This is a genomic window from Micromonospora sp. CA-263727, assembly GCF_050942455.1.
In the GTDB taxonomy this organism is placed as follows: domain Bacteria; phylum Actinomycetota; class Actinomycetes; order Mycobacteriales; family Micromonosporaceae; genus Micromonospora.
Map to the genome: position 1 here is coordinate 3,104,114 of NZ_CP192031.1, position 25,383 is coordinate 3,129,496.

18 protein-coding genes and 1 pseudogene are annotated in these 25,383 nt (G+C 71.1%); 12 read left to right on the plus strand and 7 right to left on the minus strand.

Annotation, left to right across the window (positions count from 1 at the left end; all coding sequences use genetic code 11):
• Positions 1 to 103: 103 nt before the first annotated feature.
• Both ACQPYA_RS13715 and ACQPYA_RS13720 read right to left on the minus strand, forming a co-directional pair.
• Positions 104 to 2,938 (minus strand): M36 family metallopeptidase, encoded by a 2,835-nt coding sequence (locus ACQPYA_RS13715; RefSeq protein WP_433532964.1) that lies wholly within the window; start codon positions 2,936 to 2,938, stop codon positions 104 to 106.
• A 219-nt stretch (positions 2,939 to 3,157) separates the two neighbouring features.
• A complete protein-coding gene (locus ACQPYA_RS13720; RefSeq protein ID WP_433532965.1) occupies positions 3,158 to 3,823 on the minus strand; it encodes a DUF305 domain-containing protein in 666 nt (221 codons plus the stop codon).
• 303 nt (positions 3,824 to 4,126) lie between these two features.
• Here ACQPYA_RS13720 and ACQPYA_RS13725 point away from each other — a divergent pair.
• From ACQPYA_RS13725 to ACQPYA_RS13750, 6 genes and pseudogenes are all read left to right on the plus strand, one after another.
• A pseudogene (locus tag ACQPYA_RS13725) lies at positions 4,127 to 5,506 on the plus strand (LVIVD repeat-containing protein); the annotation flags it as partial.
• Between the two features lie 614 nt (positions 5,507 to 6,120).
• Positions 6,121 to 6,753, plus strand: coding sequence for a hypothetical protein (locus tag ACQPYA_RS13730; RefSeq protein WP_433532966.1), 633 nt, complete (start codon positions 6,121 to 6,123; stop codon positions 6,751 to 6,753).
• Between the two features lie 220 nt (positions 6,754 to 6,973).
• A complete protein-coding gene (locus ACQPYA_RS13735) occupies positions 6,974 to 7,555 on the plus strand; it encodes a LemA family protein (RefSeq protein WP_433532967.1) in 582 nt (193 codons plus the stop codon).
• A 16-nt stretch (positions 7,556 to 7,571) separates the two neighbouring features.
• Entirely contained in the window at positions 7,572 to 9,425 is a 1,854-nt protein-coding gene (locus ACQPYA_RS13740) for a DUF2207 family protein (RefSeq protein WP_433533497.1), read from the plus strand.
• Positions 9,426 to 9,503: 78 nt separating this feature from the next.
• Positions 9,504 to 10,385, plus strand: a complete 882-nt coding sequence (locus ACQPYA_RS13745) for a hypothetical protein (RefSeq protein ID WP_433532968.1) — start codon at positions 9,504 to 9,506, stop codon at positions 10,383 to 10,385.
• Positions 10,386 to 10,607: 222 nt separating this feature from the next.
• Positions 10,608 to 12,611: a copper resistance protein CopC gene (locus ACQPYA_RS13750; protein WP_433532969.1), complete on the plus strand. Its 2,004-nt coding sequence runs from the start codon at positions 10,608 to 10,610 to the stop codon at positions 12,609 to 12,611.
• On the opposite strand, the gene ACQPYA_RS13755 is transcribed toward ACQPYA_RS13750, so the two are convergent.
• On the minus strand, positions 12,598 to 13,584 hold the full coding sequence (locus ACQPYA_RS13755) for an ArsR/SmtB family transcription factor (RefSeq protein ID WP_433532970.1): 987 nt from the start codon (positions 13,582 to 13,584) through the stop codon (positions 12,598 to 12,600). The genes ACQPYA_RS13750 and ACQPYA_RS13755 overlap by 14 nt on opposite strands.
• A 58-nt stretch (positions 13,585 to 13,642) precedes the next feature.
• Here ACQPYA_RS13755 and ACQPYA_RS13760 point away from each other — a divergent pair, with 58 nt between their 5' ends.
• The 6 genes from ACQPYA_RS13760 to ACQPYA_RS13785 all read left to right on the plus strand — a co-directional run bounded on the left by ACQPYA_RS13760 (position 13,643) and on the right by ACQPYA_RS13785 (position 19,678).
• Complete coding sequence (locus ACQPYA_RS13760; protein WP_433532971.1) at positions 13,643 to 14,848, plus strand: MFS transporter; 1,206 nt, start codon at positions 13,643 to 13,645, stop codon at positions 14,846 to 14,848.
• A 74-nt stretch (positions 14,849 to 14,922) separates the two neighbouring features.
• Positions 14,923 to 15,300, plus strand: a complete 378-nt coding sequence (locus tag ACQPYA_RS13765; protein ID WP_433532972.1) for a hypothetical protein — start codon at positions 14,923 to 14,925, stop codon at positions 15,298 to 15,300.
• Positions 15,297 to 15,728, plus strand: a complete 432-nt coding sequence (locus tag ACQPYA_RS13770; protein WP_433532973.1) for a hypothetical protein — start codon at positions 15,297 to 15,299, stop codon at positions 15,726 to 15,728. Before ACQPYA_RS13765 ends, ACQPYA_RS13770 begins: the two co-directional genes overlap by 4 nt.
• 201 nt (positions 15,729 to 15,929) lie before the next feature.
• Complete coding sequence (locus ACQPYA_RS13775; protein WP_433533498.1) at positions 15,930 to 16,334, plus strand: Fur family transcriptional regulator; 405 nt, start codon at positions 15,930 to 15,932, stop codon at positions 16,332 to 16,334.
• A 31-nt stretch (positions 16,335 to 16,365) separates the two neighbouring features.
• Positions 16,366 to 18,597, plus strand: coding sequence for a catalase/peroxidase HPI (katG, locus tag ACQPYA_RS13780; RefSeq protein ID WP_433532974.1), 2,232 nt, complete (start codon positions 16,366 to 16,368; stop codon positions 18,595 to 18,597).
• A 460-nt stretch (positions 18,598 to 19,057) separates the two neighbouring features.
• A complete protein-coding gene (locus tag ACQPYA_RS13785; RefSeq protein ID WP_433532975.1) occupies positions 19,058 to 19,678 on the plus strand; it encodes a CGNR zinc finger domain-containing protein in 621 nt (206 codons plus the stop codon).
• A gap of 61 nt (positions 19,679 to 19,739) precedes the next feature.
• Here ACQPYA_RS13785 and ACQPYA_RS13790 read toward each other — a convergent pair whose 3' ends face one another.
• The 4 genes from ACQPYA_RS13790 to ACQPYA_RS13805 form a co-directional block, all read right to left on the minus strand.
• Positions 19,740 to 20,954 carry a S8 family peptidase gene (locus ACQPYA_RS13790; RefSeq protein ID WP_433532976.1) on the minus strand — a complete coding sequence of 405 codons (1,215 nt, stop codon included), beginning with the start codon at positions 20,952 to 20,954 and terminating at the stop codon, positions 19,740 to 19,742.
• Between the two features lie 117 nt (positions 20,955 to 21,071).
• Complete coding sequence (locus tag ACQPYA_RS13795) at positions 21,072 to 21,683, minus strand: LuxR C-terminal-related transcriptional regulator (protein ID WP_433533499.1); 612 nt, start codon at positions 21,681 to 21,683, stop codon at positions 21,072 to 21,074.
• 125 nt (positions 21,684 to 21,808) lie between these two features.
• Positions 21,809 to 22,963 (minus strand): sensor histidine kinase, encoded by a 1,155-nt coding sequence (locus ACQPYA_RS13800; RefSeq protein ID WP_433532977.1) that lies wholly within the window; start codon positions 22,961 to 22,963, stop codon positions 21,809 to 21,811.
• A gap of 194 nt (positions 22,964 to 23,157) precedes the next feature.
• The gene (locus ACQPYA_RS13805; protein WP_433532978.1) at positions 23,158 to 25,383 is read right to left on the minus strand and encodes a discoidin domain-containing protein; all 2,226 of its coding nucleotides are present in this window, start codon (positions 25,381 to 25,383) and stop codon (positions 23,158 to 23,160) included.

Below are 25,383 nucleotides of genomic sequence, written 5' to 3' on the forward strand. Positions count from 1 at the left end.
TGGATGACGGCACAGGTGTTCCCTTCGCTGGAAAGGACGGAGGGAGCGCTCCGTCGTGCGGAACGCTCCCTCCGTGGTCTCTACCGTGGGTCGGGGCTCGGGGTCAGCCGGTGAACGTGAAGTAGGAGCGGTACTGGAATCCGTTGTCGAGGGTCAGGACGAACTCCCGGCAGGTGCCGGCCCAGCCCTTGTCGGTCTTCCATCCGAAGGTGTACTCGCCCTTGGCGTTGGCGGAGAGCTTGGACTTGCCGGGACTGACCGCCGGGACGGGAGTGGGGCGGGGGGTGATGGTGCCGTCGGGGTTGACGGTCTGGAGGGTGTCGCAGTCGACCAGGCGGGAGTAGGGGGAGTTGCTGGCGAGGATGTCCAGGCCGCGATTACGGTTCAGCTTGAACTTCATGGTGGCGTTGCTGCCGGCCTTGGCCGTGTTGAGGGCCGGCTGCTTCGCCCGGCCGACGAAGTCGCCGCGGCAGGACGGGTGGGTGTCGAAGGCCTCGCTGTTGTCGTCCCGGTTGGTGGTGCCCTGGACGGCGCTGTAGCCGAGACCACGGCGGGCGAACGAGCTCCACAGGGTGCAGGCGTTGTCGCCGCCGGTCAGCGCCGCGTCGGCGGCGATGATCGCGTCACGACCGACGACGAAGCCGGGGCCGCAGCCCTGCATCTTCAGACCGTCCATGACCAACTGGAGGGAGAGGTTGTTGCCGCCGGTGCTCCACGGGTCGTACACGTTCGGGTTGAACCCGTGCCGGTCGATGAGATCCCAGGTCACGTCCCACAGGATGGAGGCCCAGCCGTGGCCGATGCCGTGCGGCGCGGCCAGCGAGGTGCCGTTGAGCCAGCCGCCGGTCTTGATGCTGTCGTAGGTGAACGGCTGGATCTCCATGTTCCGGGAGTAGGGCCGCGGCCGGATGCCGGCGCCACTGCGGTCGTCCTGGAAGAGGGCGTACGGGCCCATGCCGCGCACCCCGTCGGCCGAGTCGAACTTCCGGTCGAGCAGCATGGTGATCGCGAAGTAGTCGCTCCAGCCCTCACCCATCTGCTCGTTGCCGCTCAGGCAGTTGATCCCGGGGCCGCCGGTGAGGCGGTTGGAGATGCCGTGACCGTACTCGTGGATGACGATCCCGGCGTCGAAGTCGCCGTCCCGGATGCCCGGGTGGCTCGGGTGCTTGCGCACCGAGCCGGTGACGTCGCCGGCGGCGATGGCGTCCTTGATGGCGACGCCGTCGGCCTGGGTGACGGCGACCGCCGGAATGGTGACCGGCGCGGTGGTCATGGCGCCGGTGAGCACCGGCGCGGCGCCGGCGGCGTTGTGCGCGACCACCACGGCCTCGGCGCCGAGCGACTCGGCGACCTGGGCGCGCTGTAGGTAGGTGCAGGCGACCGTGCCGCCGTCGACCACGCTGATCCAGTTGCCGCCCGGCAGCGTGCCCGGGTAGGTGGACTCGGTGCAGCCGGTGCCGCCGTAGACGAACCCGTGCCCGGGCAGGCCGGCGACCGAGGGGGCGGGGCTGAACCGCGACCAGGTGGCGTCGAAGGAGCCCACGCCGTCGAGGACGACCTGGTTCTGGGCGCCGAACTGGTTGCCCGGCCACAGGTACATCTGCATCCGCGGGGTGCCACCGTCGGCGGCCGGGGTGGAGAAGTTGGCGTTGTTGGTGCCGCCGCCGTCCGCGGCCTCGGCCCGGACGTAGTCGCCACCGACGCCGCCACGGTCGTAGTTGTTCAGCTGGAAGTTCCCGGACGCCTCGTCGAACCCGTACAGGTAGGTGACGTCGTGGATGATGTTGTTCCAGTAGAACAGGTTCGCGGTCGCCGCGTCCCGGTAGCTCTGCGCGTGCTCCGTCAGGTCCATCGGGAAGTCGAAGGTCAGGCCGGGCCCGCCGTCCGGGCTGCTGCCGAAGTCCGGGGCGTTGTTGTTGTCCTGGTCCTGGTACGCGTGGACGTTGTTGCCCTGGGTCGTGGTGAACTCGGCGCCGGCGGCGCCATCGGCGTCGTGCCAGCCGTACGGCGAGGCGGTCCCGTCCGCCGGGTTGGTCACCAGGGTTCGGGGCCCGTCGTTCGGGCTCTCGGCCGGGCCGGCGTACACCCGGTAACTCGAACCGTCCGGCACCGGGTTGCGCGAGCGGAAGGCGTTGGGCTTGGGCTTGGGCTTCGGGTTCTTGGCCCGCCCGGGCGCCACCCGGTCCAGGTGGTTGGCGAGTTCGTCGGCATCGTGGTGGACGGTCCAGTCGTCGACGTCGAGCAGTTCGCCGGTCGCCGCGTCCACGGTGGCGTTCCACAGGTGGGCGTCGGAGGAGTCGTCGATCACCAGCTGCCAGGCCAGGCGTAGCCCGTCATCGGTGGGCTGCCAGCCCAGCTTCGCCGGAATCGGCTCGTCGGAGATCCCGCTGTCGGAGACCACGGTCCGCTGCGCCGCTCCACCGGCGCGGCTCATCACCCGCGAGTTCTTCGGGGCGGCCAGGTCCAGCGCGTCGGCTGCCGCCTCCACCGCCTCGACCGCGTCCAGCGTCGCCTCGCCGGAGACGTTCTTCGACAGCTCGGAGACCAGCGTGTCGCCGACGAAGACGACACTGCCGTCCTTGGCGACGTTCACCGTGGCGGTGGCCCCGAACACCTCCAGGTTCTGGTGTCGCTGCGCCAGGTTGACGTGGGTGACGCCGTTGTGCCGGCTGGTGTACTTGGACAGGATGGCGAGGTCGCCGAGGTCGGCGGCGGTCACGCCATACTGGACCGGGTTGGCCCGCAGGTAGTTGATGGCGATGTTGTCCGGGGCGCCCTCGTTCGGGCCGGTGAGGAAGATCGAGTGCGGGTTGCCCGATCCCTCTTCCGGAGCGGCCGAGGCCGGCGTGGGCAGTGATGTCAGAGAAACGACGAGAGTCGTGGACAACAGCAACGCGGCGTTGCGTCGGCCTCGGGACGAACGGGGATGCAGGTGCACCGCTGCTCCTTCGGGGGTTGGAAGGCATGAGCGCCAACTCACCACCGCCGAAGCGGTCCGCCACGGGTTGCCCTTGACGTCCCGCCCCGGATCACGGTCCATGTTGAAGACCGTTCGAGGTGAATTGCATCGACGCTACGGTGCAGTTCACAGGCGGGTCATCCGACTAGTGCCCAAATATACTGGTCGATGTCTCCTACGTTTGTCGGGTGGTCCGGGCTACTTGCCGCTGGCCAGCACGTCGCGCATCCGGTTGATCTCGACGTTCTGCTCCACGATGACGCTGCTGGAGAACTCGTTGATGATGGGGTCGACGCCGAGGGCCTGCGCCTCGCCCGCCATGTCGATCGCGCCCTGGTGGTGCTCGGTCATCATCTTCACGAACATCCGGTCGAACTCGGCGCCGCGGGCGTCGGTGAGACGGTTCAGCGCCTCGGCCGACTGCATGCCGCCCATGGTGTGCTCGTGGTTGCCGCCGGAGTTCCGGTTCAGGCCGCGCTCGGTCAGCCAGGCGTCCAGCACCTTGATCTCCGGCTCCTGGGCCGCCAGGATCCGGTCGGCGATGAGCTTGAGCTGCGGACTCTTCCCGCGCTCCGCCACCAGCTCGGCCATCACGAGCGCCTGCTCGTGGTGCGGGATCATCATCGTGACGAAGCGGATGTCGGCGTTGTTGTGCGGCGGGCGCGCCATGGGGGACACCTCGTTCGCCGGGACCGACTTCGCCGGCTCGCCCGGGCGGCCGGGCATCAGCACCGGCGCGGTGGAGTCCGGCAGGCCGGGCAGGTCGATCGGATCGGGCGTGGCCGTCGCCGCCGGCTTGGCGTCGTCGTCGGGCCACCAGACGACCACCGCCGTCCCCACCGCCAGCACCGCGAGTACGGCCAACTCAACCAGCACAATCGTCCGCGACTGCCGGAAAAACGCCCGGATCCACTCACCTAGCACAACTCGACTCCTGCCGTACGCCCGAGGTTGGCCGGGATGTTAGCGCGGTTAGGTGCCCTGTCCAGTGGATCATGCGCTGCGAAAAGGTGGCATTGGGCCCTGCCTGCGGCTATTCGTGCCGCAGGTGTTGCTGAACCGTGATCACAAGCGGTTCCCGTGTGTGACTCATGTCACAATATTTGAGTGGTGGATCAGGCTATCGTCCGGCTACCCCTGCTCACGCACAACGAAGGGTGTACCTACATGTCACAACCAACCCCACGAGGGAGCCGCAGGCTGTTTGTCGGCCTGGCCGCCACAGGCGCCCTTCTCCTCGGGGCCGTTGCGGCGGCGCCGCCCGTCAGCGCCGCCGAGAACACGATTCCGGCCGTTGACGAGATCGTCAGCAGCCCCAACCTCACCCAGATCGCCAACATCCCGAAGTTCGGCGGGTTCGCGGCGGAGTCGGCGTACAACTCCGACCTGGCCTTCCAGGGCAACTACGTCTTCGCCGGCAACTACAACGGGTTCAACGTCTTCGACGTGAGCAACCCCGCGTCGCCGCAGGTGGTCAGCCAGGTGGTCTGCGTCGGCGCCCAGGGTGACCCGGCGGTCTTCGGCAACCTGCTGTTCCTCGCCGTCGACTCGCCGCGCACCAACGACTCGTGCGACAGCGCGGCCGGCTCCGTGAACAACGCCGCCCACTGGGAGGGCGTCCGGATCTTCGACATCAGCGACAAGGCGAACCCGCAGTACATCAGCTCGGTCCGCACCGACTGCGGCTCGCACACGCTGACGCTGGTGCCGAGCAAGAACGGCGAGAGCGTCTACGTCTACGTCTCGTCGTACAGCCCGTCGACCAACGCGGCGTACTGCAAGCCGCCGCACGACAAGATCTCGATCATCGACGTGCCGCTGGCCAACCCGACCAGCGCCGCCGTGGTGGCCACCCCGGTCCTCTTCCCGGACGGCGGCAACACCAACACCAGCGGTTGCCACGACATCACCGTCTACCCGGAGCTCGACCTGGCCGCCGGCGCCTGCATGGGTGACGGCGTGCTGATGGACATCTCCAACCCGCTGAACCCGGTGGTGCTGAGCCAGGTGCGGGACACGAACTTCGCGTTCTGGCACTCGGCCACGTTCAACAACGCCGGCACGAAGGTGCTCTTCACCGACGAGCTCGGCGGCGGCGGCTCCGCGATCTGCCGGCCCACCTACCGGGACAACCAGGGCGCGGACGCGATCTACGACATCGTCGGCTCCGGTGCCGAACGGCAGCTGGTCTTCAAGAGCTACTTCAAGATCCCGCGGGAGAACAGCGCCTTCGAGAACTGCGTGGCGCACAACGGCTCGCTGATCCCGGCGATGGGCCGCGACATCATGGTCCAGGCCTGGTACCAGGGCGGCATCTCGGTGATCGACTTCACCGACTCGGCCAACCCGGTCGAGATCGCCTTCTGGGAGCGGGGCCCGCTCTCGGACACCCGCCTCGTGCTGGGTGGATCGTGGTCGACGTACTACCACAACGGGTACATCTACTCGAACGACATCCAGAAGGGTCTGGACGTCCTCAAGCTGGACGACCCGCTGACCAACAACGCGCGGGCGGTCGCCTTCGCCGAGCTGAACGTGCAGACGCAGCCCAGCTACCCGGCCTGCACCACCGTCCTGCGTGGGGAGAACACCGGCGTTCTCACCGTCGACTCCGGCATCACCTGCGTGGACGGCCTGGCGCAGAACGGTTCGATCCAGGTCAACCCGGGTGCCGGCCTGATCGTCTTCGGCTCGGAGGTGAACGGTTCGATCAACGCGGACCGCGCCTCGCTCGTGTCGATCGTGGAGACCACGGTCAACGGCTCGGTGCACGCCACCGGCGCCACCATCCGGGACAGCGAGATCACCGGCACGGTGCGCACCGAACTCGACCTGCCGGTCACGCTGACCGCGCAGGTGCGGTGCGTGGCGGGTAAGGCGTACGTCGCGGTGCAGGCGAACAACGAGCACAACGCGACCGCGAGCATCGCGCTGGAGAGCGCGTACGGCAACAAGGCCGCCGCCAACGTCGCGCCGGGCGGCAACTCCTTCCAGCAGTTCAACACCCGGGTGGCATCGGTGCCGGCCGGTTCGGCGACGGTCCGGGCCACCGGCTCCATCGACGGCGAGGCCGTGACGACTGTCGTCACCAAGGAATACGCGGCCGTCAACTGCGCCAGCTGATTCCCCGAATGACAACCACGAGTGATAGCGGAGAACGGATGAACACAGGGAATCGTAGGCGGTTGCTGGCGGCGGGTGCCGCCGGTGCCCTGCTGGCCGGGTCGGTGGCGATGGCGTCGCCGGCTCTGGCGGAGCCGGGTGACGAGTCGGACGTGCAGGTGACGGTCGACATCGAGCCGATCCGGGAGCCGGGTGTGCTGGCCATGTCGGTGGCGGCGGACTCGGTCGCTCTGACCGAGGACGGGTCGACGTTGCTGGTGCGTCAGTTCGTCGGGACCCTGCCGACGGTGACGGTGACCGACACCCGGACGGCGGATGAGGTGCCCGAGGGTGCCGCGTGGGCGGTGCTGGGCAGCGCCACCGATTTTGTCGGTTCGGCGGGTCAGGCCCCGATCGGTGCCGGTCACCTGGGCTGGAAGCCGCGTCTGATCGACGGCGGCGACACCGGCCTGGTGTCTGAGGGTGAAGAGGTGGTGACGGTTCTGGACGAGGCGACGCAGCCGGGCAACAACGTGGGTCTGGTCGACCAGGAACTCCTGGTCTCGACCTTCGACTCGGGTGCGGTGGCCGGTGACGCGTACTCGGTGAACGCGGATCTGTTCCTGCGCACCCCGGGTGATGTCGCGGCGGGCGCCTACACCTCGACCCTGACCCTGTCGCTGTTCGAGTAGTGGACTGGTGGGCGGCCAGCTCGCCGTGGCCCCCCACCAGGTCCCCACACAACGCTCCGGCCCGGCGGATTCCGCCGGGCCGGAGCCCTTTCCGCCATCTGGCACGCCGGCCGACCGATCACCCGATTGCGGCCGGGCATCCGGGTGCCCATGCTCGTGCCAGTCGGGGAGCGCACCCCCGCGTCATCATGCGGAACGAAGGTCCAGCGCGGGAGTCAAGATGGGCAGGGGCGTCATTCTGAGCGCCGTCGGCGGGCTCTTCTGCCTGCTGGTGGTGGTCGTGATCGGCTGGGCGCTGGTCGCCTACAACCGCCTGGTCCGCCAGCGTAACCAGGTCCGGGCCTCCTGGGCGCAGATCGACGTGCAGCTCAAGCGCCGGTACGACCTGATCCCCAACCTGGTGGAGACGGTCAAGGGCTACGCGGCGCACGAGCGCGGTACCCTGGAGGCCGTGGTCGCCGCCCGCACCGGCGCGATCGCCGCCGCCGCAGCACCCGGCCTGGCCGACCGGGCGGACGCCGAGAACAACCTCACCCAGGCGCTCGGCCGCCTCCTCGCGGTGGCCGAGGCGTACCCGGACCTCAAGGCCAACCAGAACTTCGCCGGCCTGCAACGCGAACTGGCGGCCACCGAGGACAAGATCGCCTACGCGCGGCAGTTCTTCAACAGCGCCGTCCAGACGTTCAACACCAGCGTGCAGTCCATCCCGACCAACCTCATCGCGGGTGTGGGCGGGTTCCGGGCGACGGACTTCTTCGAGGCCCTGGACGGCGAACGCGCCTCCGTCCAGGTCCGCTTCTGACGGCGCGGGCCCGGTGATGGACGGGCGCCTGCTCCTCGACCTGGGAGTGAGCGTGGCCGCGCTCGCCGGCTGGTTCGGCGTGTACGGCGTGGTCCGGCTGCTCACCCGGCCAGCCAGTCCGGCGCCCGCGCCGGCCACCATGGAACTCGGTGCCGAACCGCCCGCCCTGGTCAGCCTGCTGGTCAACCGCTGGTCACTCACCGAGGACGCGGCCGAGTCGACGCTGCTCGACCTCGCCGCCCGGGGCTTCATCGAGCTGCGGCAGCCGGGCAACGACCCGATGCAGACCACCCTGCACCTGCCGCCGGCACCGCCCGACGACGCCGGCCTGCGCCCGTACGAGCGTCGGGTGCTCGACCGGGTGCGCGGGCTCGCGGTCAACGGCGTGGTACCGCTGACCGCGCTGACCTTTCGCGACCGGGCCCAGGCCAAGGCGTGGAACAAGCGCCTGCACGCACAGGTCGTCGCGGACGCCCGGGCGGCCGGGCTGTCCCGGCGGCGCTTCGGTCCCGCGGTCACCACCCTGCTCGGCGTCGCCGCGTTGGTGGCCGCGGTCGGCGTCGGCCTGGCCGCCTTCCACTACGGCACCTGGCGCCAGGAGGACGACAACCCCGGGTTCGCCGCGGGTTTCGTCACGTTCGCGGTGCTGAGCACCATCGCCGGAGTGTCACCCGGCGAACGCGACACCGCCCTCGGCCGTCAGGTGGCGGCACGCTGGCTCGGGGTCCGCGCCTGGCTGCGCGGGCACGAGCAGTTCGACGAGTTGCCGCCGGCGTCGGTGGCGATCTGGGACCGGTACCTGGGCTACGGCGCGGCCGTCGGCGCGACCCGCCTGGCCAGCGCCATCCTCGACCTCGGCATGGGCGACCGGACGCTGGTCTGGTCGTCGTACGGCGGCACCTGGCACCGGGTGCGGGTACGCTACCCGCGGTTCTCCCCGCGCTACGGTCAGACGCTACCGAAACTGCTGTTCCGCGCGGTGATCAGCATCGTGATCGGCGGCTTCCTGCTGAAGCTCTTCGGCAGTTCCTTCGACCTCCTGCCGTCCAGCACCGATCGGGCGGAGCGGATCTTCACCTTCGTGGCCGACGGCGTCGTCGTCCTGGCGTTGCTGTCGCTGCTCTCCGGGGCCCACACGGCGGTGCGCGGCGTCGCGGACCTCGTCACCGAGCGCACCCTCACCGGCGAGGTGCTCTGGCTGGAGGTGTGGCGCTCCACCGCACAGGGGGAGAACCAGCCGGCCCGGCCCTGGCTGCACTACCTGGCGGTGGACGACGGCACCGGCGAGCGCAGCACCGCCTGGGGGCTGCCCAGCCAGTGGGCGGGCGACTGCCACGACGGGGACACCGTGACGATCAGGGTGCGCCCCTGGAGCCGGCGGGTGGTCAGCATGTCGGTCGTCGGCCACGGTCGCTCGCGCCGGTTGGTCGAGTCGCCGGTGGCGGGCGGGACCGACGACGCGGTGGCGGCGAAGCGCGGCGCGGTCGGGCCGGCGACGCTGTTCACCGTGGCGGAGGTCGGGCAGGCACTGGGCCTGCCGGTGCGGGCCGCCGAACGACTCGACCTGCCGGGCCCGCTGGCCGGTGCCCAGTTCCGGGCGGCGGGCGACGGCCAGCCGGTGTTGACCGTCCAGGCGGTGGGTGGGGCGGCGGGCCAGTGGATCTGGCGGCTCAACTCCCAGGGGCAGCCGCTGCCCGGCATCGGCGACGGGGCGTACGCGGCCGGTGAGCGCGCCGTGCTCCGGGTCGGTGACCGCACCGTGCTGGTGACGATCCTCGGCGCCGCCCGGGGTCGGGCCGGCTATCTGCCGTGGCTGCTGGCCCAGGGCGCCGCCCGGGTATCGGCCGGGCACGAGGGGGCGAGCGCCTGACCGCAGCGGTGCCCGCCCCTTTCGAGTTGACCCGCACGGAAGCGGGAACGCTTTGGCCCCCGGGCACGTCCGATCGCCATGAGTATTCGTCGAAGCGGGCGGCTGGCGGTCGTTCCATTGCTGTTGCTGGCATCCGCTGCCTGTGGGCAGCAGAGTGGTGCCATTGGTGCGGGAGATTCGGGTTCACCGGAGGTGTCGTACTCCGCGGACACCGTGGTGTTCCGGATGGACTACACCGGAGGGTTCGTGACGCCGGCGATGCTGGCCACCCGCCTTCCCAGCATCACTGTCTATGGCGACGGGCGGGTGTTCACCCAGGGACCCGTCACTTTGATCTATCCCGGTCCGGCGCTGCCCAACCTCCAGGTCGGCACGGTCAGCGCCGCCGACGTGGAAAACCTGCTCAAGCTGGCCCGGGACGCCGGGGTCGGCAGCACGCTCGACTTCGGCACCCCGCCGGTGGCCGACGTGCCCTCGACCCGGTTCACCGTGCGTGGCCTCAAGGGTGTCGAGGAGCTGGAGGTCAACGCCCTTGATGCCGAGGTGGCCGGCACCGATTCGGGCCTGACCGCCGAGCAGCAGGCGGCCCGGGTCAAGCTGCGCGAGTTCGCGGAGTCGCTGTCCGACCCGGCGGGGCCGCTCGCCGCGGCGGCGCAGACGCAGCCGTACGTGCCGACCGCCGTCGCGGCCGTCGCCGAGCGATGGGTCGCCAACGGCGAGGCCGGCGAGCAGCCCGAGGTGGCCTGGCCCGGTCCGGCGCTGCCCGGCGGCGAACTCAGCAAGGATCTGGGGCTGGGCTGCGTGACGGTCACCGGCGACGCGGTGCCGAAGCTGCTCGACGCCGCGGCGAAGGCCAGTGCGGCGACCCCGTGGACCTCGGGTGGCCAGCGCTGGACGGTCACCCTGCGGCCACTGCTGCCCGACGAGACGGACTGCGCAGACCTCGCCAACAACCGCTGATCCGATCTACGCGGCCGGGTCGCCGACCCGGCCGCACCGGTCGTGGCGGACCTCCCGGCGGCTGCGGCGGCCCGGGGTTGGCTCTGTGCGTGTTGGCTCTGTGCGTGCGGAGCGTTTCGTTGCTCCAGCGTGGACTTGAGTCGGCACGGGCACAACTTTTGCTATCTGCACAAAAATATAACGGTCTCTTGATCGAGGACGCGTCGCCGCAAAGATGTTCAGATGCGTCGTCTCACCCTGGCTGCGGGACGCACGATCTCGGGCCTGCTCGCGATCGTCCTCGCCGCAGCGGTCGGCCTCCTCGCCGCCGCCCCGCCCGCCGCCGCTCACGGCACCCTGGCGATGTCCACTCCGGCGGAAGGCGCCACGGTGGACCAGCCGCTGGCGACGGTGCAGCTCTACTTCACCGAACAGGTCGCCGCAAACGCGCACTTCACCGTCACCGCCCCCGGCGGCGGTCGGGTCGACAACGGCTGGACGTACGGGCCGCCCAAGCCGCTGGCCCAGCCGGTACGGGAGTACTTCCTGGTCGACGGGAAGTTCGAGCCGCGCGAATACTCGACCGGATTCCCGGCGGTGGTGACGATCGCCCACCTGCCGTCGGCGGGACAGTACTCGGTGAGCTACCTCTCCGTGGCCTCCGACGGCGAGGCGGTGCGGGGCACGATGAGCTTCCGCTACGCCGGGCCGGTGACCGCCGCGCCGCAGGGCTGGCAACCCCCGACCGACCAGCCGGACCCGTCACTGTTGGCCGCCGCCGAGCAGCACGGGCAGGGCGCGGCGACGGCCGTACCGTCGGTGTCGTCGGCCCCGACGCCGGCGGCGATGGCACCCTCGGCCGACTCGGCCGACTCAGCCGGCGGGGGCGGCCCCGGCCGCGTGGCCTGGATCAGCCTGGCCGTGGCGATCGCGGCAGCACTGGCCGCCGTCGTGCTGTGGCGCCGTCGCGACCACCCGTCCCCTGCGGTCCGGGCCACCGGCCGTGCCCGTGGCTCGGGACCGGCCCCCCGCCGATCGGCCACCGGCTCCCGCTCGACTGGCTCCCGCTCGACTGGCTCCCGCTCGACTGGCTCCCGCTCGACTGGCTCCCGCTCGACTGGCTCCCGCTCCACTGGCCTCCGCGGCACCGGCTCGGGTTCGACCGGCTTGCGTCCGACCGGCGAGGCGCAGCCGGCCGCGCGCACCCGGGGCAGGGCCGGCGTGGCCGAGGGCACGCGCGCCGTGCCCGCCACCGGAGCGTCACCGTCCGCTGCGGACGAGGTGGCCGTGGCCGGCGAGCCCCGGCTGAGCAACACGGGTCTGGCACTGCTCGTCGGCGGCCTGGTGGTCGCCCTGCTGGCCGGCTTCGGGCTCGGCCGGCTCGGCCCGGCCGACCAGCGCACCGCCACCGACGTCCAGCAGGCCGGCCCGGCCGGCGGCGGGCCGCTCGCCGCAGGGCAGGCGGTGCCGGCCGGCGGCGCCCACCAACACCCGGCGGGTACGGGGGCGCACACTCATCCGGGCGACGGCGGCGCGGACCAGACCCAGGCGACCGGGACATCGGTCAGCGCCGCCGGGTACACGCTGCAACCGGTGCAGCGTTCCCAGCCGGCCGACGTACGCATGGACTACCAGTTCCGGATCGTCGGGACCGACCGGCGGCCGGCGACGCGCTTCGCGGTCGTGCACGACAAGCCGTTGCACATGATCGTGGTCGGCCGCGACCTCGACGGGTACCAGCATCTACACCCCACCATGGCGCCCGACGGCACCTGGAGCGTCCCGGTGCAGCTGGCCCGGGCCGGCGGCTATCGCATCTACGCCGACTTCACCGTCATCACGGCCGACGGGACCCAGCTCCCGCTGGTCCTCGGCGTCGACCACCACGTGCCGGGCACGTTCAGCCCGGCCACACTGCCGCCACCGGCGTCGGCTGCGACGGCCGGGCCGTTCACGGTGGCGATGGAGGGCACGCCCACCGTGGGGATGAGCACGCCGCTGCTCTTCCGGGTGAGCCGCACCGGCGCCCCGGTCCAGCTGGAACGCTACCTGGGCGCGTACGGTCACCTGGTCGTGGTCCGCGAAGGCGACCTGGGCTACGTGCACGTCCACCCGGAACCCGAGCTGGTCGACGGTGCGGTCAAGTTCTGGCTGACCGCCCCGAGCACCGGCCGCTACCGGGCCTTCCTCGACTTCCAGGTCGACGGCAAGGTGCAGACGGCGGAGTACACGGTCAACCTCCCGTGAGACGTCCAGCCGCCCTGGCCGGTGCCCCAGCGGCCAGGGCGGCGCCGAGCGGGGTGTGCCAGTAGAGCACCTCCCGCCCCGACCGGCGCTTGGTCACCGTGCCCGAGTCGAGCAGCACGCGCAGGTGGTCACCGACCGCGCCCACGGAGAGCCCGGTGACCGCCGCCAGCTGCGACGTGCTGAGCGGACTCGCCAGCCGGACGAGGATGTCTGCCCGGTTCGGGCCGATCAGCCGGTCCAGCCCGTCCGGCACCGGTGGGGTGTCGTCGGCGAGAATGCCGCTGGCCGGATAGACCATGCCGAACCGGGTCGGTTGCTCCCACACCACCCAGCCGCGCACGCAGTGGGCGGGGACGAACACCAGCTGTTCGGCCTGGTCGAGCGGCAGCGGGGGTGCCGGGTAGTCGTTGACCTGTAGATGACCGTCGCCGAGCCACCGGACAGTGGGCTTGAAATCGGCGAGCACGCCCGCCCAGCCCTGACTGCTCAGCCGGGCGGTGCGGGCCACCACGTCGGCGCGTAGCCGGCGTTCCCGCGTCGGCCACTCCGGCCGTACCGTGTGCGTCCAGACCCAGTCGAGCAGGTGCACCGCCTGCTCCGTCACGCCGTCGCGGCGCAGCACGTCGGCGAGCGGTCCCGGGCGGGTAACTCGTAGGTCGGCGCGGATCTGCTCGTCGGTGCGCCCGGCTACGGCCGCCAACTCCTCGGCGAAAGTCGGGGCGGCGGTCGCGGGAGCCAGGGTGAGGAAGTCGGCCGTCCACCGCGGTTGGAACGACGCCGCCAGCAGCGCCCGCAGCATCGGGCGCCGGGCCAGCATCTGCTGGTACGCGGCGAGGTGCGGTCGCCGCCAGGAGTGCTGCCATGGACGACGCGGGCTGTGCAGCGCCCGCAGCGCGGCGACCGTATCGGTCATCGGCGAGATGGTGAACCGGCTGCGCGCGAGCAGGTCCACCGGCACCCGCCAGACCGACATGTTTCGCCTCCCGCCGTAACTCTAGGGCGTGCAGCGGCGGCTCCCAAGGATCATCGGGGTGAGGACCTACTCGGAGCTGTTCACCGTCCACGAGTTCCGCAATCTCTTCGTGGCCAACTGCGCCGGCATCGCCGCGCACGCCACATCGGCGCTGGCCCTCGGCTCGTTGACCTACGCCACGACCGGGTCGGCCCTGCTCACCGCGCTGAGCATGTTCGGTGCACCGCTGGCCAGCGTGCTCGGCAGCCTGACGCTGCTCTCTGCGGCGGACAGCCTGCCGCCGCGTCGAGCGTTGACCCTCGCCGCACTGGTCGCGCTCGCCGGGGCTGCTCTCCAGGCGGTACCTGGACTGCCGTTGTGGGCCCGGTTCGCCGTCATCCTGCTCGTCGCGTACGTCGGGTCGGTCGCTGGCGGGGCCCGCTGGGCGCTGATAAACGACATGCTGCCGGCCGGCGCGTACGTGCTGGGCCGGTCCACCATGAACGTCAGCGTCGGCGTCATGCAGATCGCCGGGTTCGGGGCGGGTGGCGTGCTGCTGGTCTGGCTGAGCCCGTACCAGGTGTTCCTGGTCGCCACCGCGCTGCGGGCCGTGGCGGTGGCGGTGACGCGGCTGGGGCTGCGGGAACGACCGGCCCGGGCAGACGAGCGGGCCTCGGCGGCGCGCACCATGCGGATCAACCGGGAGCTGTGGGCGGATCCGGGCCGTAGGTCGCTCTACCTCAACCTGTGGCTACCCAACGGCATGGTCGTCGGCTGCGAGGCGCTGTTCCTGCCGTATGCCGGGGACCGCGCCGGTTTCCTCTTCGCCGGCGGCGCTCTCGGCATGCTCGCCGGTGACATCCTCGTAGGTCGATTCCTTGCGCCCGCCGCACGGCAGCGGTGCGTCGTGCCGCTGCGGCTGCTGCTGCCCCTGCCGTATCTCGCCTTCCTGTTCCGTCCGGAGCTGCCGCTGGCGGTGCTCATCGCCCTGGTCGCCTCGGTCGGTTTCGCGGTATCGCTGCCGTTGCAGGAGCGGCTGATCGTCCACTCCCCGCCGCAGGCCCGTGGCCAGGTGCTCGGCCTGCAACAGAATGGGATGCTGACCGGGCAGGCGCTCTGCGCGGCCCTGGCCGGCGCGGTGGCCGACCTGATGCCGACCCACCGGGCGGTGGCCGTGCTGGCCGGGCTGTCACTGGTCAGCACAGTGCTGCTCACCCGAGGTCTGCGCGCAACCCGGCCGGTACCGGTTCCGCCGACGTCCGCCGCCCAACCGGCCGGGAGTTGATCGGCCGCCCCGGCGACGGACCCTGAGTACCCGGGCTCAGGCCACCATCGGTCGTCCGTCGGTACCGTGCCCCCATGCCTGTCCACGCGTCGTCGGACTCACCTGCGGCGGGCGTCCGGACGGCCGGCGTCGGGGCCGCTGTCCTGGCCGGGTGGTACGCCACCATCCTGGTCGCCGCCGCGTTGTGGGTCAGCGCGCTGCCCGCGGAGAAGACCGACGGGTCGTGCGACGGGATCGGCTTCGGCTGTACCCCGAGTGCCCGCGACGGAGCGTTGCTCCTCGCGATCTTCTACGGCCTGCCGGCACTCGCGGTCAGCTTCCTGGTCTCGTTGGTGATGCTCGCGGTCATGGTCGCGGCGCGGGTCCGATCCGGCCTGGTGGCCGGCAATGTCGCCGCGTTCACCGGTCTGGTCGGGCTCGCCGCCGTGGCGGTGGCGCTGGTGCTGCGGTGACCGGCGAGGCGGCCGGACCCGACCAACCTCGGCGGTGGCCGGAGGCAGCGCTCGGCGTCGTGTTCTTCGGCTGGATGTACGGCGGCCCGCTGCTGATCCTGCTCGGCCTGGCCAACCGGACCACGACCTTCCCGGATGCCGACCTGGCCGCGGTGCACGCCCGGACGACCCGCTACTTCGTCGCCGGCCTGGCCGTGACCTTTGGCGCTCCCGTGCTCGGCCTGGCGGTTGCCCTCGCGGCCGGCCGGCGCCGGTGGGCCGTCCGGTTCGGGTACGCGATCGGATTCGCCCTGCTTGTCGGGCTCGCGCTCGCCGGCATCCAGTCCATGGCCCGCGCCCCGCTGTCCGGTCAGACCGTGGAGCCGTCACCACGGCCACCCAGTTGCGTCGCCTACAGCGGTGGGACGAACACCTGTCCGGGTGGATGACCGGCCGAGGAGCCGTCGCCCGGCCGTACCGGCACTGCGCCGGTGTGGCCGGGCGTCGAGCGTGGTGACAATCTTGGCGAGCAGGCCCGGGTGGTGGTGCATCACCTGAGATCGGGTGGCCGGGAAGGCCGCCTCTTCTTGACTCATTCCAGAAAAGGGGCCAGACTGCGGGGCGTGGTCACGGCCCCGGACTTCCCCCAGATGCTGCGTGGAGCGGCTCTGCGCGTCACCCGCCCCCGGGTGGCGGTGCTGAGCGCGGTCCACGCGCATCCGCACGCCGACACGGATCTGATCATCCGTGCCGTGCGAGGAGGTCTGCCCGAGGTGTCCCGCCAGGCCGTCTACGACGTACTGCGGGCGCTGACCGGCGCGGGTCTGGTGCGGCGCATCGAGCCACCCGGCTCGGTGGCGCGCTACGAGTCGCGGGTCGGTGACAACCACCACCATGTGGTGTGCCGGTCGTGCGGCCTGATCGCCGATGTCGACTGCGCCGTCGGCGAGGCGCCCTGCCTGACCGCGTCCGACGGCCACGGCTTCTCCATCGACGAGGCCGAGGTCACCTACTGGGGCCTGTGCCCCGGCTGCTCCACCGCAGGCAATGCCTGATACCTGGTCCGCCAGTCACGGAAGGAACCTGATGTCCGAGAACCACGACGCCGTCGTTCATGACGCGAACGCGGGAAGCGAGTCGCGCTGCCCGGTCGCACACGGACGCGCCCCGCACCCGACCCAGGGGGGCGGGAACCGCGGCTGGTGGCCGAATCAGCTCAACCTGAAGATCCTTGCCAAGAACCCGGTCGTGGCCAACCCGCTCGGTGGTGAGTTCGACTACGCCGAGGCGTTCAAGGCCCTCGACCTGGCCGCCGTGAAGCAGGACATCGCGGAGGTCATGACCACCTCGCAGGACTGGTGGCCGGCCGACTTCGGGCACTACGGCCCGTTCATGATCCGGATGGCGTGGCACAGCGCGGGCACCTACCGGATCAGCGACGGCCGGGGTGGCGCCGGTGGCGGTCAGCAGCGCTTCGCGCCGCTGAACAGCTGGCCGGACAACGGCAACCTGGACAAGGCCCGCCGCCTGCTCTGGCCGGTCAAGAAGAAGTACGGCCAGAGCATCTCCTGGGCCGACCTCATGATCCTGGCCGGCAACGTCGCCCTGGAGTCGATGGGCTTCAAGACCTTCGGGTTCGCCGGCGGCCGTCCGGACGTCTGGGAGCCCGACGAGGACGTCTACTGGGGCCCGGAGACCACGTGGCTCGGTGACGAGCGTTACACCGGTGACCGTGATCTGGAGAACCCGCTCGCCGCCGTGCAGATGGGCCTCATCTACGTCAACCCGGAGGGCCCGAACGGCAACCCGGACCCGCTCGCCTCGGCCCGCGACATCCGCGAGACGTTCGGTCGGATGGCGATGAACGACGAGGAGACCGTCGCGCTCATCGCCGGTGGCCACACCTTCGGCAAGACCCACGGTGCGGGCCCGGCGGACAACGTCGGTCCCGAGCCCGAGGCCGCCCCGATCGAGGAGCAGGGCCTCGGCTGGAAGAACAGCTTCGGCACCGGCAAGGGCGCCGACACCATCACCAGCGGGCTTGAGGTCACCTGGACCTACCACCCGACCCGGTGGGACAACGAGTTCTTCCACATCCTCTTCGCGTACGACTGGGAGCTGATGCAGTCGCCGGCGGGCGCGCACCAGTGGCGGCCCAAGAGCGGCGCGGGCGCCGACATGGTGCCCGAGGCGCACGACCCGTCGAAGCGCCGCGAGCCGCGGATGCTCACCTCCGACCTGGCGCTGCGGTTCGACCCGGTCTACGAGCAGATCTCGCGGCGCTTCCTGGCGAACCCGGACGAGTTCGCGGACGCCTTCGCCCGCGCGTGGTTCAAGCTGACCCACCGTGACATGGGCCCGGTCGCGCGTTACCTCGGCCCGGAGGTGCCGGCCGAGACGCTGATCTGGCAGGACCCGATCCCCGCGGTGACGCACGAGCTGATCGGTGCCGAGGAGATCGCCGCCCTCAAGGAGCAGATCCTCGCCACCGGGCTGTCGGTGTCCCAACTGGTCTCCACCGCCTGGGCGTCGGCGTCGACGTTCCGGGGCAGCGATAAGCGCGGTGGCGCCAACGGGGCCCGGATCCGTCTCGACCCGCAGCGCGGCTGGGAGGTCAACAACCCGGACGAGCTGGCGACCGTGCTGGGCACCCTGGAGAGCATCCAGGAGTCGTTCAACTCCGCCCAGACCGGCGGGAAGCAGGTCTCGCTCGCCGACCTGATCGTGCTCGGCGGGGCTGCGGCGGTCGAGCTGGCCGCCCGCAACGCCGGCCACGCCGTCGAGGTGCCCTTCACGCCGGGTCGTGCGGACGCGACGCAGGAGCAGACCGACGTCGAGTCCTTCGCCCCGCTGGAGCCGACCGCCGACGGCTTCCGCAACTACCTGGGCAAGGGCCACCGGCTGCCGGCCGAGTTCCTCCTGGTCGACCGGGCGAACCTGCTCACCCTGAGCGCGCCCGAGCTGACCGTCCTCGTCGGCGGCCTGCGGGTGCTGGGCGCGAATTACGACCAGTCGTCGCTGGGGGTCCTCACCACCACCCCCGGGTCGCTGACCAACGACTTCTTCGTCAACCTGCTCGACCTGGGTACGGAGTGGAAGGCGACGTCCGAGGACGCGAACACCTTCGAGGGCCGTGACCTCGCCACCGGCGAGGTCAAGTGGACCGGCAGCCGCGCCGACCTGGTCTTCGGCTCGAACTCCGAGCTGCGCGCGCTCGCCGAGGTGTACGCGAGCGACGACGCCCGGGCGAAGTTCGTGCACGACTTCGTCGCGGCGTGGGTCAAGGTGATGGACCTGGACCGGTTCGACCTCGCCTGATCCACGACGACGTCCGGGTCGGCCCGCACGGGCCGACCCGGACGTTCGTGTAGATGTCTCGAACGGCTACTGGCGGCGCAGCTACCGGCCGCGGACCGGCGGTCACCGTGCTGCGCCACCACCTGGATCTGGTGTTCGGTCCGGAGTAGCCAGGCCACCGCCGGCATGTCGCGGATTTCGCCGAAGCAGACGGAGCAGACGGAGCAGACGGAGCAGACGGAGCAGACGGAGCAGGCGTCCGCCGTAGGACGGATCGTCGCCGATGGTGGGGGCATCGGGCAGTGCGCTGAATGCGGGGGATCCCTCGTGCCGCCGTCCGTCGTCGGGGGTCATCGCCGTCAGCGCGATGCCCAGGCCCAGGAGATTGTCCATCGGGCCACCTCGTTTCCATCTAAAGGCGTTACGGTGGAAACATGCTATGGGCGTCCCGGCGGCGGGTCAACTGGTAAAGTTGGTTTCGATGGAAACAGTCGCGAGCGTGACGCGGATGCGCCTGGTGGGCGGCAGCCTCGCGCTGGACTTCGTCAACACCCGCTCCGGTCCGCCGGTCGGTCCGCCGGACGACGACGTGCTCACCGGCTACCCCGAGCTCGTCGCCTGGGGGGTGTACGCGGGGGCCCTCGCCGAGCCGGAGGCGGCGGCGCTGCGGCGGATGTCCCGCGATGATCCGGGCGCCGCGCACTCCGTCCTCGCCCGATCGTTGCGCATCCGGGACTGCCTCGACGAGGTGTTCCGGCCGTTGACGGCCGGCCGGAGCCCGAGCACGTCCGCACTGGCCCGGCTGCGCGACGACGAAGCGGAAGCGCTCGGCCACGCACGGCTGACGCCCGGAAGCCCCTTCACGTGGACCTGGCGGAACGACACCGGCCTTGCCCGGCCGCTGTGGCCGGTGGTGCACGCTGCGGTCCTGCTTCTCACCACGGGCACACTGGACCGGATCAAGGGCTGCGGCGGCTGTCGCTTCGTCTTCAACGACGAGAGCAAGAACCGCAGTCGCCGCTGGTGCAGCATGGACGACTGCGGCACCGACCAGAAGATGCGGCGCTACGTCGTCGCGCGGCGTCGGCGTACGACCGGCTGACCTGCCGGCGCCGCCCCGTGGCCGGCGGAAACTTCCACCGGACCCGGGGCGGCGCGTCGACCTACAGGTTGCGCTTGTTGAGGAGCAGGTTGGGGGTGCCGGAGAGGGTGCCGCCGACGACGCCGCTGACGCCGTTCGACACGATCCAGTTGTGTACCGTGGCCTGGCTCGCGTCGCCGTACGTCGCCTTGTAGAGGGCTGCGGTGCCGGCGGCGTGCGGCGTCGCCATCGAGGTGCCGCTCAGGCTGGTGGTGGTCGAGGTGGGGTAGGTCGAGACGATGGCCGACCCGGGGGCGTAGATGTCGACGCACGATCCGATGGACGAGTAGCTGGCCCGGGCGTCGGTGTTGGTGGTGGCGGCGACCACCAGCGCGGCGGAGAGGTTGCGCGGCAGCCGGTCGCAGGAGTTGCCGCCGGTGTTGCCGGCGGAGGCGGCGAGGAAGACACCGCTGTTCATCATGTTCGTCAGCGCGGTCGCCAGGGTGGCGCTGTAGGTGTAGTTCCAGGAGGCGTTCGCCACGGCCGGCTTGTTCGCGTTCCGGGTCACCCAGTCGACTGCGCCGACGGCGGCGGAGAGCGTGCCGCCACCGGAGCAGTTCAGCCACTTCACGCCGTACAGCCGGACGTTCTTGGCCACCCCGTGGCTGGTGCCGCCGATGGTGCCGGCGACGTGCGTGCCGTGTCCGTTGCAGTCGGTGTTGTTGGTGTCGATCGCGTTGTACGCGAACTGGGCGCGCCCGCCGAAGTCGGGGTGGTTGGCTTGGACGCCGCTGTCGATGACGTAGGCGTGCACCCCGGTGCCGGTCGAGTTGTAGGTGTAGCTGCTCGACAGCGGCAGGTTGGTCTGGTCGATCCGGTCGAGGCCCCAGGCCGGCGGGTTGGTCTGGGTCGCGTCGACCACGTCGTACTGGATCACGTCACGCTCGATGCTCAGCACGTTGGCGTTGTGCGCCAGCTCGGCGACCTGTGCCGCGGTGAGCCGGGCCGCGAAGCCGTTCACCGCACGCTGGAAGTAGGCGGTGGGGGCGGCCCGCAGCGCCCGTGCCGGCGCCGTCGCGTCGGTCCCGGACTTCATGGTGACGACGTACGCCCCGGGGATGACCGCGACGTCGGTCGCCGCCTGCGGGGTGGTGATCGGTACGGCGGTGGCCCGGAACGGGCCGCCGGCCGCCATCGCCGGTTGCGGCAAGGTGAGCAGGGTGGCGACGACGGCGGCCGTGGTGACGCCGGCGGCGACCACGACGCGCCGCAGGCGGGGTAGGCGTGCTTGTGACACGGAGCCTCCTCAACAGAGACCATCCGATGTGGATGATCATTGACGTTGATGGAGGCTATACGGGCGGTTCTCAATATATAAGCCTGCTGATGTTACGGCTTGATGCCGGATAATCCATCATCCGCGCCCGCCGCCCCGGACCCGGTGCGTCTCGTACGCCCAGATGGCGACCTCGACCCGGTTCCGGGCGGCGAGCTTGGTCATCAGGCTGGCGACGTGGGTCTTCACGGTGCTCAGGCTGATGTGGAACTCGTGCGCGATCTCGTTGTTGGTCCGTCCCCGGGCCACCGCCGCGAGCACCTGCTCCTCCCGGTCGGTGAGCGGCTCGACGGGCTGCCGTGGCGGCGCGCTGGGCCCGGTGTCGGCGAAGGCCCGCAACAGCCGGGTGGTGACGCTCGGGGCGATCAGCGCGTCACCGTCGGCCGCGGCGTGCACCGCCTGGGCCAGAAGTACGGAGCCGGCGTCCTTGAGCAGGAAACCCCGGGCACCGGCGCGCAGCGCGGCGTAGACGTACTCGTCGAGGTCGAAGGTGGTGATGACGACGACGGCGAGCGGGTCGGCGACGGTCGGCCCGGCGAGCCGTCGGGTGGCCTCGATGCCGTCGACACCCGGCATCCTGATGTCGAAGAGGCACACGTCGGGGCGCAGCCGCCGGGCCAGTTCGACCGCACGCTGCCCGTCGGCGGCCTGGCCGACCACCTCGATGCCGGGTTGGGCGTCGAGGATCATCGCCAGCCCGGTCCGCACGATCTCCTGGTCGTCGGCGACGACCACCCGGACCGGCCGCCGACCGGTGGGGTCGCCAGGGCGGTCGCCGGTCCGGTCGCTGGCTGGGCCGCCGCGTCCCGGCACGGTCACGCTGCCGCCCCGGTCCGGGGTAGCACGGCGGTGACTATCCAGCCCTGCTGCGGGCCGGGACCGGCCTCGCAGGTGCCGCCGAGCAGGCCGGCGCGCTCGGTCATGCCGACCAGCCCGTACCCGGGGGAGTGGCCCGGCCGACCGGTGGCGGTCTCGCCGTCGTCGGTCACCCGTAGCCGTACCGTGCTCTCGTCCACCACCACGCGGACCTGGATGCGGGTCGCGTGCCGGGCGTGCCGGCGGGCGTTGGTGACCGACTCCTGAGCCAGCCGGTAGATCGCGCTACCCAGCGACGGGGCGAGCGCGGCGGCGTCGCCGACGACCTCCACGTCCACCGCCGGCTCGCCCCGGGACTCGTCGGCGAGCCGGTCCAGGTCCGCCACCTGTGGTGTGGGCGCCAGCGCCGGTGGATCGTCCTCGCGCAGCTTCTCCTCGCGCAGCACCCGGACGATGCTGCGCATCTCGGCGAGGGCGCGGGACGCCTCCGCCTCGATCACCCGGAGCGCGTCGGTCGCCGCCTCCGGCCGCGTCGCCGCCAGGGCGAGCCCGGCCTGGGCGCGGACCGCCATCGCCGAGACGTGGTGGGCGACCGTGTCGTGCAGCTCGCGGGCCAGGCGTTCCCGTTCGAGCAGCGTGACCCGGTCGAGTTCGCGCTGCCGGGCCCCGGCCCGGTAACGCAGCGCGGCGCCCAGGGCCATCACCGCGACGAGGACGGTGGACCCGGCGAAGACGTCGGCGGGGCCGAGCTGACCGATCGCGGCGGCCAGCCCCAACTTGCCGACGATGAGCGCCGCCCCGAGGGCCGCCTCGCGCCCCGAACCCCAGCGGAACAGGGCGTACGCCAGCAGCGGCACGTACGCCAGGACGTTCAGGTCCAGGGCGTCCGGGTGGGTCAACAGTGGCAGCAGGCCACAGACGCCGAAGGTGATCGCGACCATCAGCAACGGCCGGGTCCGCCGCCACAGCAGGGTGGGCACCAGCCCGACCGCCACGATCACCGCCCCGGCCCGCCAGGGAAGGTCGGGCCGCAGCAGCCCTTCCAGCAGGGCCGCCGGCACCAGCACGGCGACGAGCAGCCAGTCCCGCCACACCCGCCGAGGGGCACCGGGCGGGCGGGGCTCGTCCCACACCGAACGCAGCAGACCGGGCACGGATCCATCGTAGGAAGGTCTCCCCGACCCGGGATCGGCCCAAAGTACGAGGAGAGGCCGCGGCGTTCGCGCCGGAAGCTCAGCCGGACCCGATGTTTCCTGGAGGCTCTGATTTCTCTGTGCAATAAAGATTTCGCTGTGAAATCACGGTCGGCGGGACATGTGACGCCCGCCGACCGTGCACCCGGGCCGGCTTACGGGTAGTTGGTCAGGTAGGCCACCTGGTTGGGGGCGTTGACCGTGTTGCCGGTGCTGTTGATGATCCGGTTGATGGTGCCGACGCCGCCGAGGGAGACCGTCACCATGTTGGTGAAGCGCACGTTCGGGTTGTTCGGCACCTCGTACGCCCGCTCGGCGACCACGGACGGGTTGACGTTGAAGTAGCAGTAGCTGCCCAGCCCCCACGCCTGGTGACTGGTCACCGAGTTGGCCACCTTGTACGCGGCGTACCCCCGGGTCGTGCCGTTCATCCAGGCGGCCTGGTTCGGCGGGTCGTACGGCATCTCGTTCTGGTAGAAGTACGTCCGGCCACCGTTGCCGTTCCAGATGGTCTGGTACTTCTGGTAGTGCTCGACGAAGAGGCCGTACATGGTCACGTCGTCGCCGTTGACGATCAGCCCGGTGTCGGCGGTGTTGAGCGCCCACCCGACGCCGTCGCCGTGGTCGGCGCGCCACAGCCACATGTGGTCGCCGATGACGTTGCGGCTGTTGACGACCAGGCTGGTGGTGGCCCGTCCGACGCCGGCCCCGCCGATGCGGAAGAAGACGTCGTGCAGCGAGGTCGGGTTGGCGGCGTGGCTGGCGGTGGAGCCGGCCGGACCGACCTCCATCAGCACCGGGGAGTTGACGGTGCCGGCCTCGAACATGAGGCCGGCGACCTTGACGCCGTCCACATCGGCGACCCGCATCCCGACCGTGCCGTTGTCGGTCTGGATGGTGGCCAGGCCGAGGCCGAGGATCACCGTGTTGGCCCGGTTGACCTGGATCGGCTCGGTGATGCGGTGCACGCCGGGGGTGAACAGCAGGTGCCGGCCCTGGGCGAGGGCGTTGTTGATGGTGGCCGCCGAGGCGCCCGGCCGGACGACGAAGAAGTCGGCCAGCGAGATGGACGAGCCGGCCGGGGTCTTGTTGTACCAGCTGGTGCCGGAGGAGTTGGTGCGCAGCGCCGGCACGAAGACGCGGTACTCGCCGGTGCCGTCGACGTAGAGGAACGGCTTCTCCCGGACCACGGGGGTGGTCGGGATGACGGTGTGCGACGGGTTGGGGAAGCTCGGGGCCGGGGCGCCGGCCACCCCCTGGAACACCATGTTCCACACCGAGCCGGTCCAGCCGTTGCCGAACTCGCTGTTGCGCGAGTACCACTGCTGCTGCGACCCGGAGACGACCAGGCCGTCGATGCGGGTGTCGGCCATCAGGCCGCCGCTGGACCAGCCGTCGCCGCCGTTCCAGAGCTGGATCTGGTTCTGCGCGCCGCGCAGGTGCATCCGCCGGTACGGCGCGGCCTGCGACACCGCCCAGCGCTCCACCTGCACTCCGGCGGGCAGGGTCACCGAGAGGTTCTCGGCGGCCCGCCAGAAGTTCTGGGTGGCGTTGCCGCCGAACCAGAACGCCTCGACCCGGACGTGCCCGTTGAGGTTGACGTCGTCGGGTGACATGCCGAGGCCGGCGACCTGGGTGAAGAAGCCGAGGTTGACGTCGGCGGTGTAGTTGCCGGGCTTGAAGAGCACGGCGTAGCGCTGCGGGCCGAACTGGTTGGTCTCCTGCTGGCTGAAGATGGTGTTCAGCCGGCTCTGGATGGTGGCGGTCGGGGTGGAGGGGTCGAAGACGTACGTGTTCGGGCCGAAGTTCGGGTTGCGCGGGTCGGTCGGCTCGACCGGGTCGCCGGTGCCGCCGCCGGTCTCGCCGTAGACCTGGAACTCCCACAGCGAGTAGCCGTAGCCGGTGCCGCGCTGGGTGCCGTACATCCGCACATGGCGACCGGCGCCGCTGACCGCGAGGGTCTGGGTGCCGCCGGTGGCGGTGGTGGTGCTGTAGATCGTGTTCCACGCGTTGCCGTCGTCGGAGACCTGGAGCTGGAAGGCGCGCCCGTAGGCGGCCTCCCAGACCAGGGTGACCTGGCTGATGGTGGCCCGGGTGCCGAGGTCGACACGGAGCCACTGCGGGTCGCTGAACGCGCTGGACCAGCGGGTGCCGCTGTTCCCGTCGACGGCCGCCGAGGCGGGGAAGGCGTCGCCCTCGGTGGAGGAGGCGGTGGCCGGGCGGCCCTGGGAGAGCAGGACCGGCGCGGCCTGCGCGGGGGCCGCGCCGACGGCCGGGAGCAGGGCGGCCACCAGGGCCACCGCGAGCCCGGCGAGCAGCCGCCGGGTGGTGGGCCCCCGGCGTGGCGTGGGTGGTGGTACGAGGGATGCGGGAGGTGTCAT

Coding starts and splice junctions, on each gene's coding strand:
- ACQPYA_RS13735 (WP_433532967.1), top strand. CDS start 6,974: ATGGGCAGGGGCGTCATTCTGAGCGCCGTCGGCGGGCTCTTCTGCCTG.
- ACQPYA_RS13795 (WP_433533499.1), bottom strand. CDS start 21,683: ATGATCCTCGACGCCCAACCCGGCATCGAGGTGGTCGGCCAGGCCGCC.
- ACQPYA_RS13745 (WP_433532968.1), top strand. CDS start 9,504: ATGAGTATTCGTCGAAGCGGGCGGCTGGCGGTCGTTCCATTGCTGTTG.
- katG (WP_433532974.1), top strand. CDS start 16,366: ATGTCCGAGAACCACGACGCCGTCGTTCATGACGCGAACGCGGGAAGC.
- ACQPYA_RS13785 (WP_433532975.1), top strand. CDS start 19,058: ATGGAAACAGTCGCGAGCGTGACGCGGATGCGCCTGGTGGGCGGCAGC.
- ACQPYA_RS13750 (WP_433532969.1), top strand. CDS start 10,608: ATGCGTCGTCTCACCCTGGCTGCGGGACGCACGATCTCGGGCCTGCTC.
- ACQPYA_RS13755 (WP_433532970.1), bottom strand. CDS start 13,584: ATGTCGGTCTGGCGGGTGCCGGTGGACCTGCTCGCGCGCAGCCGGTTC.
- ACQPYA_RS13775 (WP_433533498.1), top strand. CDS start 15,930: ATGCTGCGTGGAGCGGCTCTGCGCGTCACCCGCCCCCGGGTGGCGGTG.
- ACQPYA_RS13765 (WP_433532972.1), top strand. CDS start 14,923: ATGCCTGTCCACGCGTCGTCGGACTCACCTGCGGCGGGCGTCCGGACG.
- ACQPYA_RS13805 (WP_433532978.1), bottom strand. CDS start 25,383: ATGACACCTCCCGCATCCCTCGTACCACCACCCACGCCACGCCGGGGG.
- ACQPYA_RS13730 (WP_433532966.1), top strand. CDS start 6,121: ATGAACACAGGGAATCGTAGGCGGTTGCTGGCGGCGGGTGCCGCCGGT.
- ACQPYA_RS13740 (WP_433533497.1), top strand. CDS start 7,572: ATGGACGGGCGCCTGCTCCTCGACCTGGGAGTGAGCGTGGCCGCGCTC.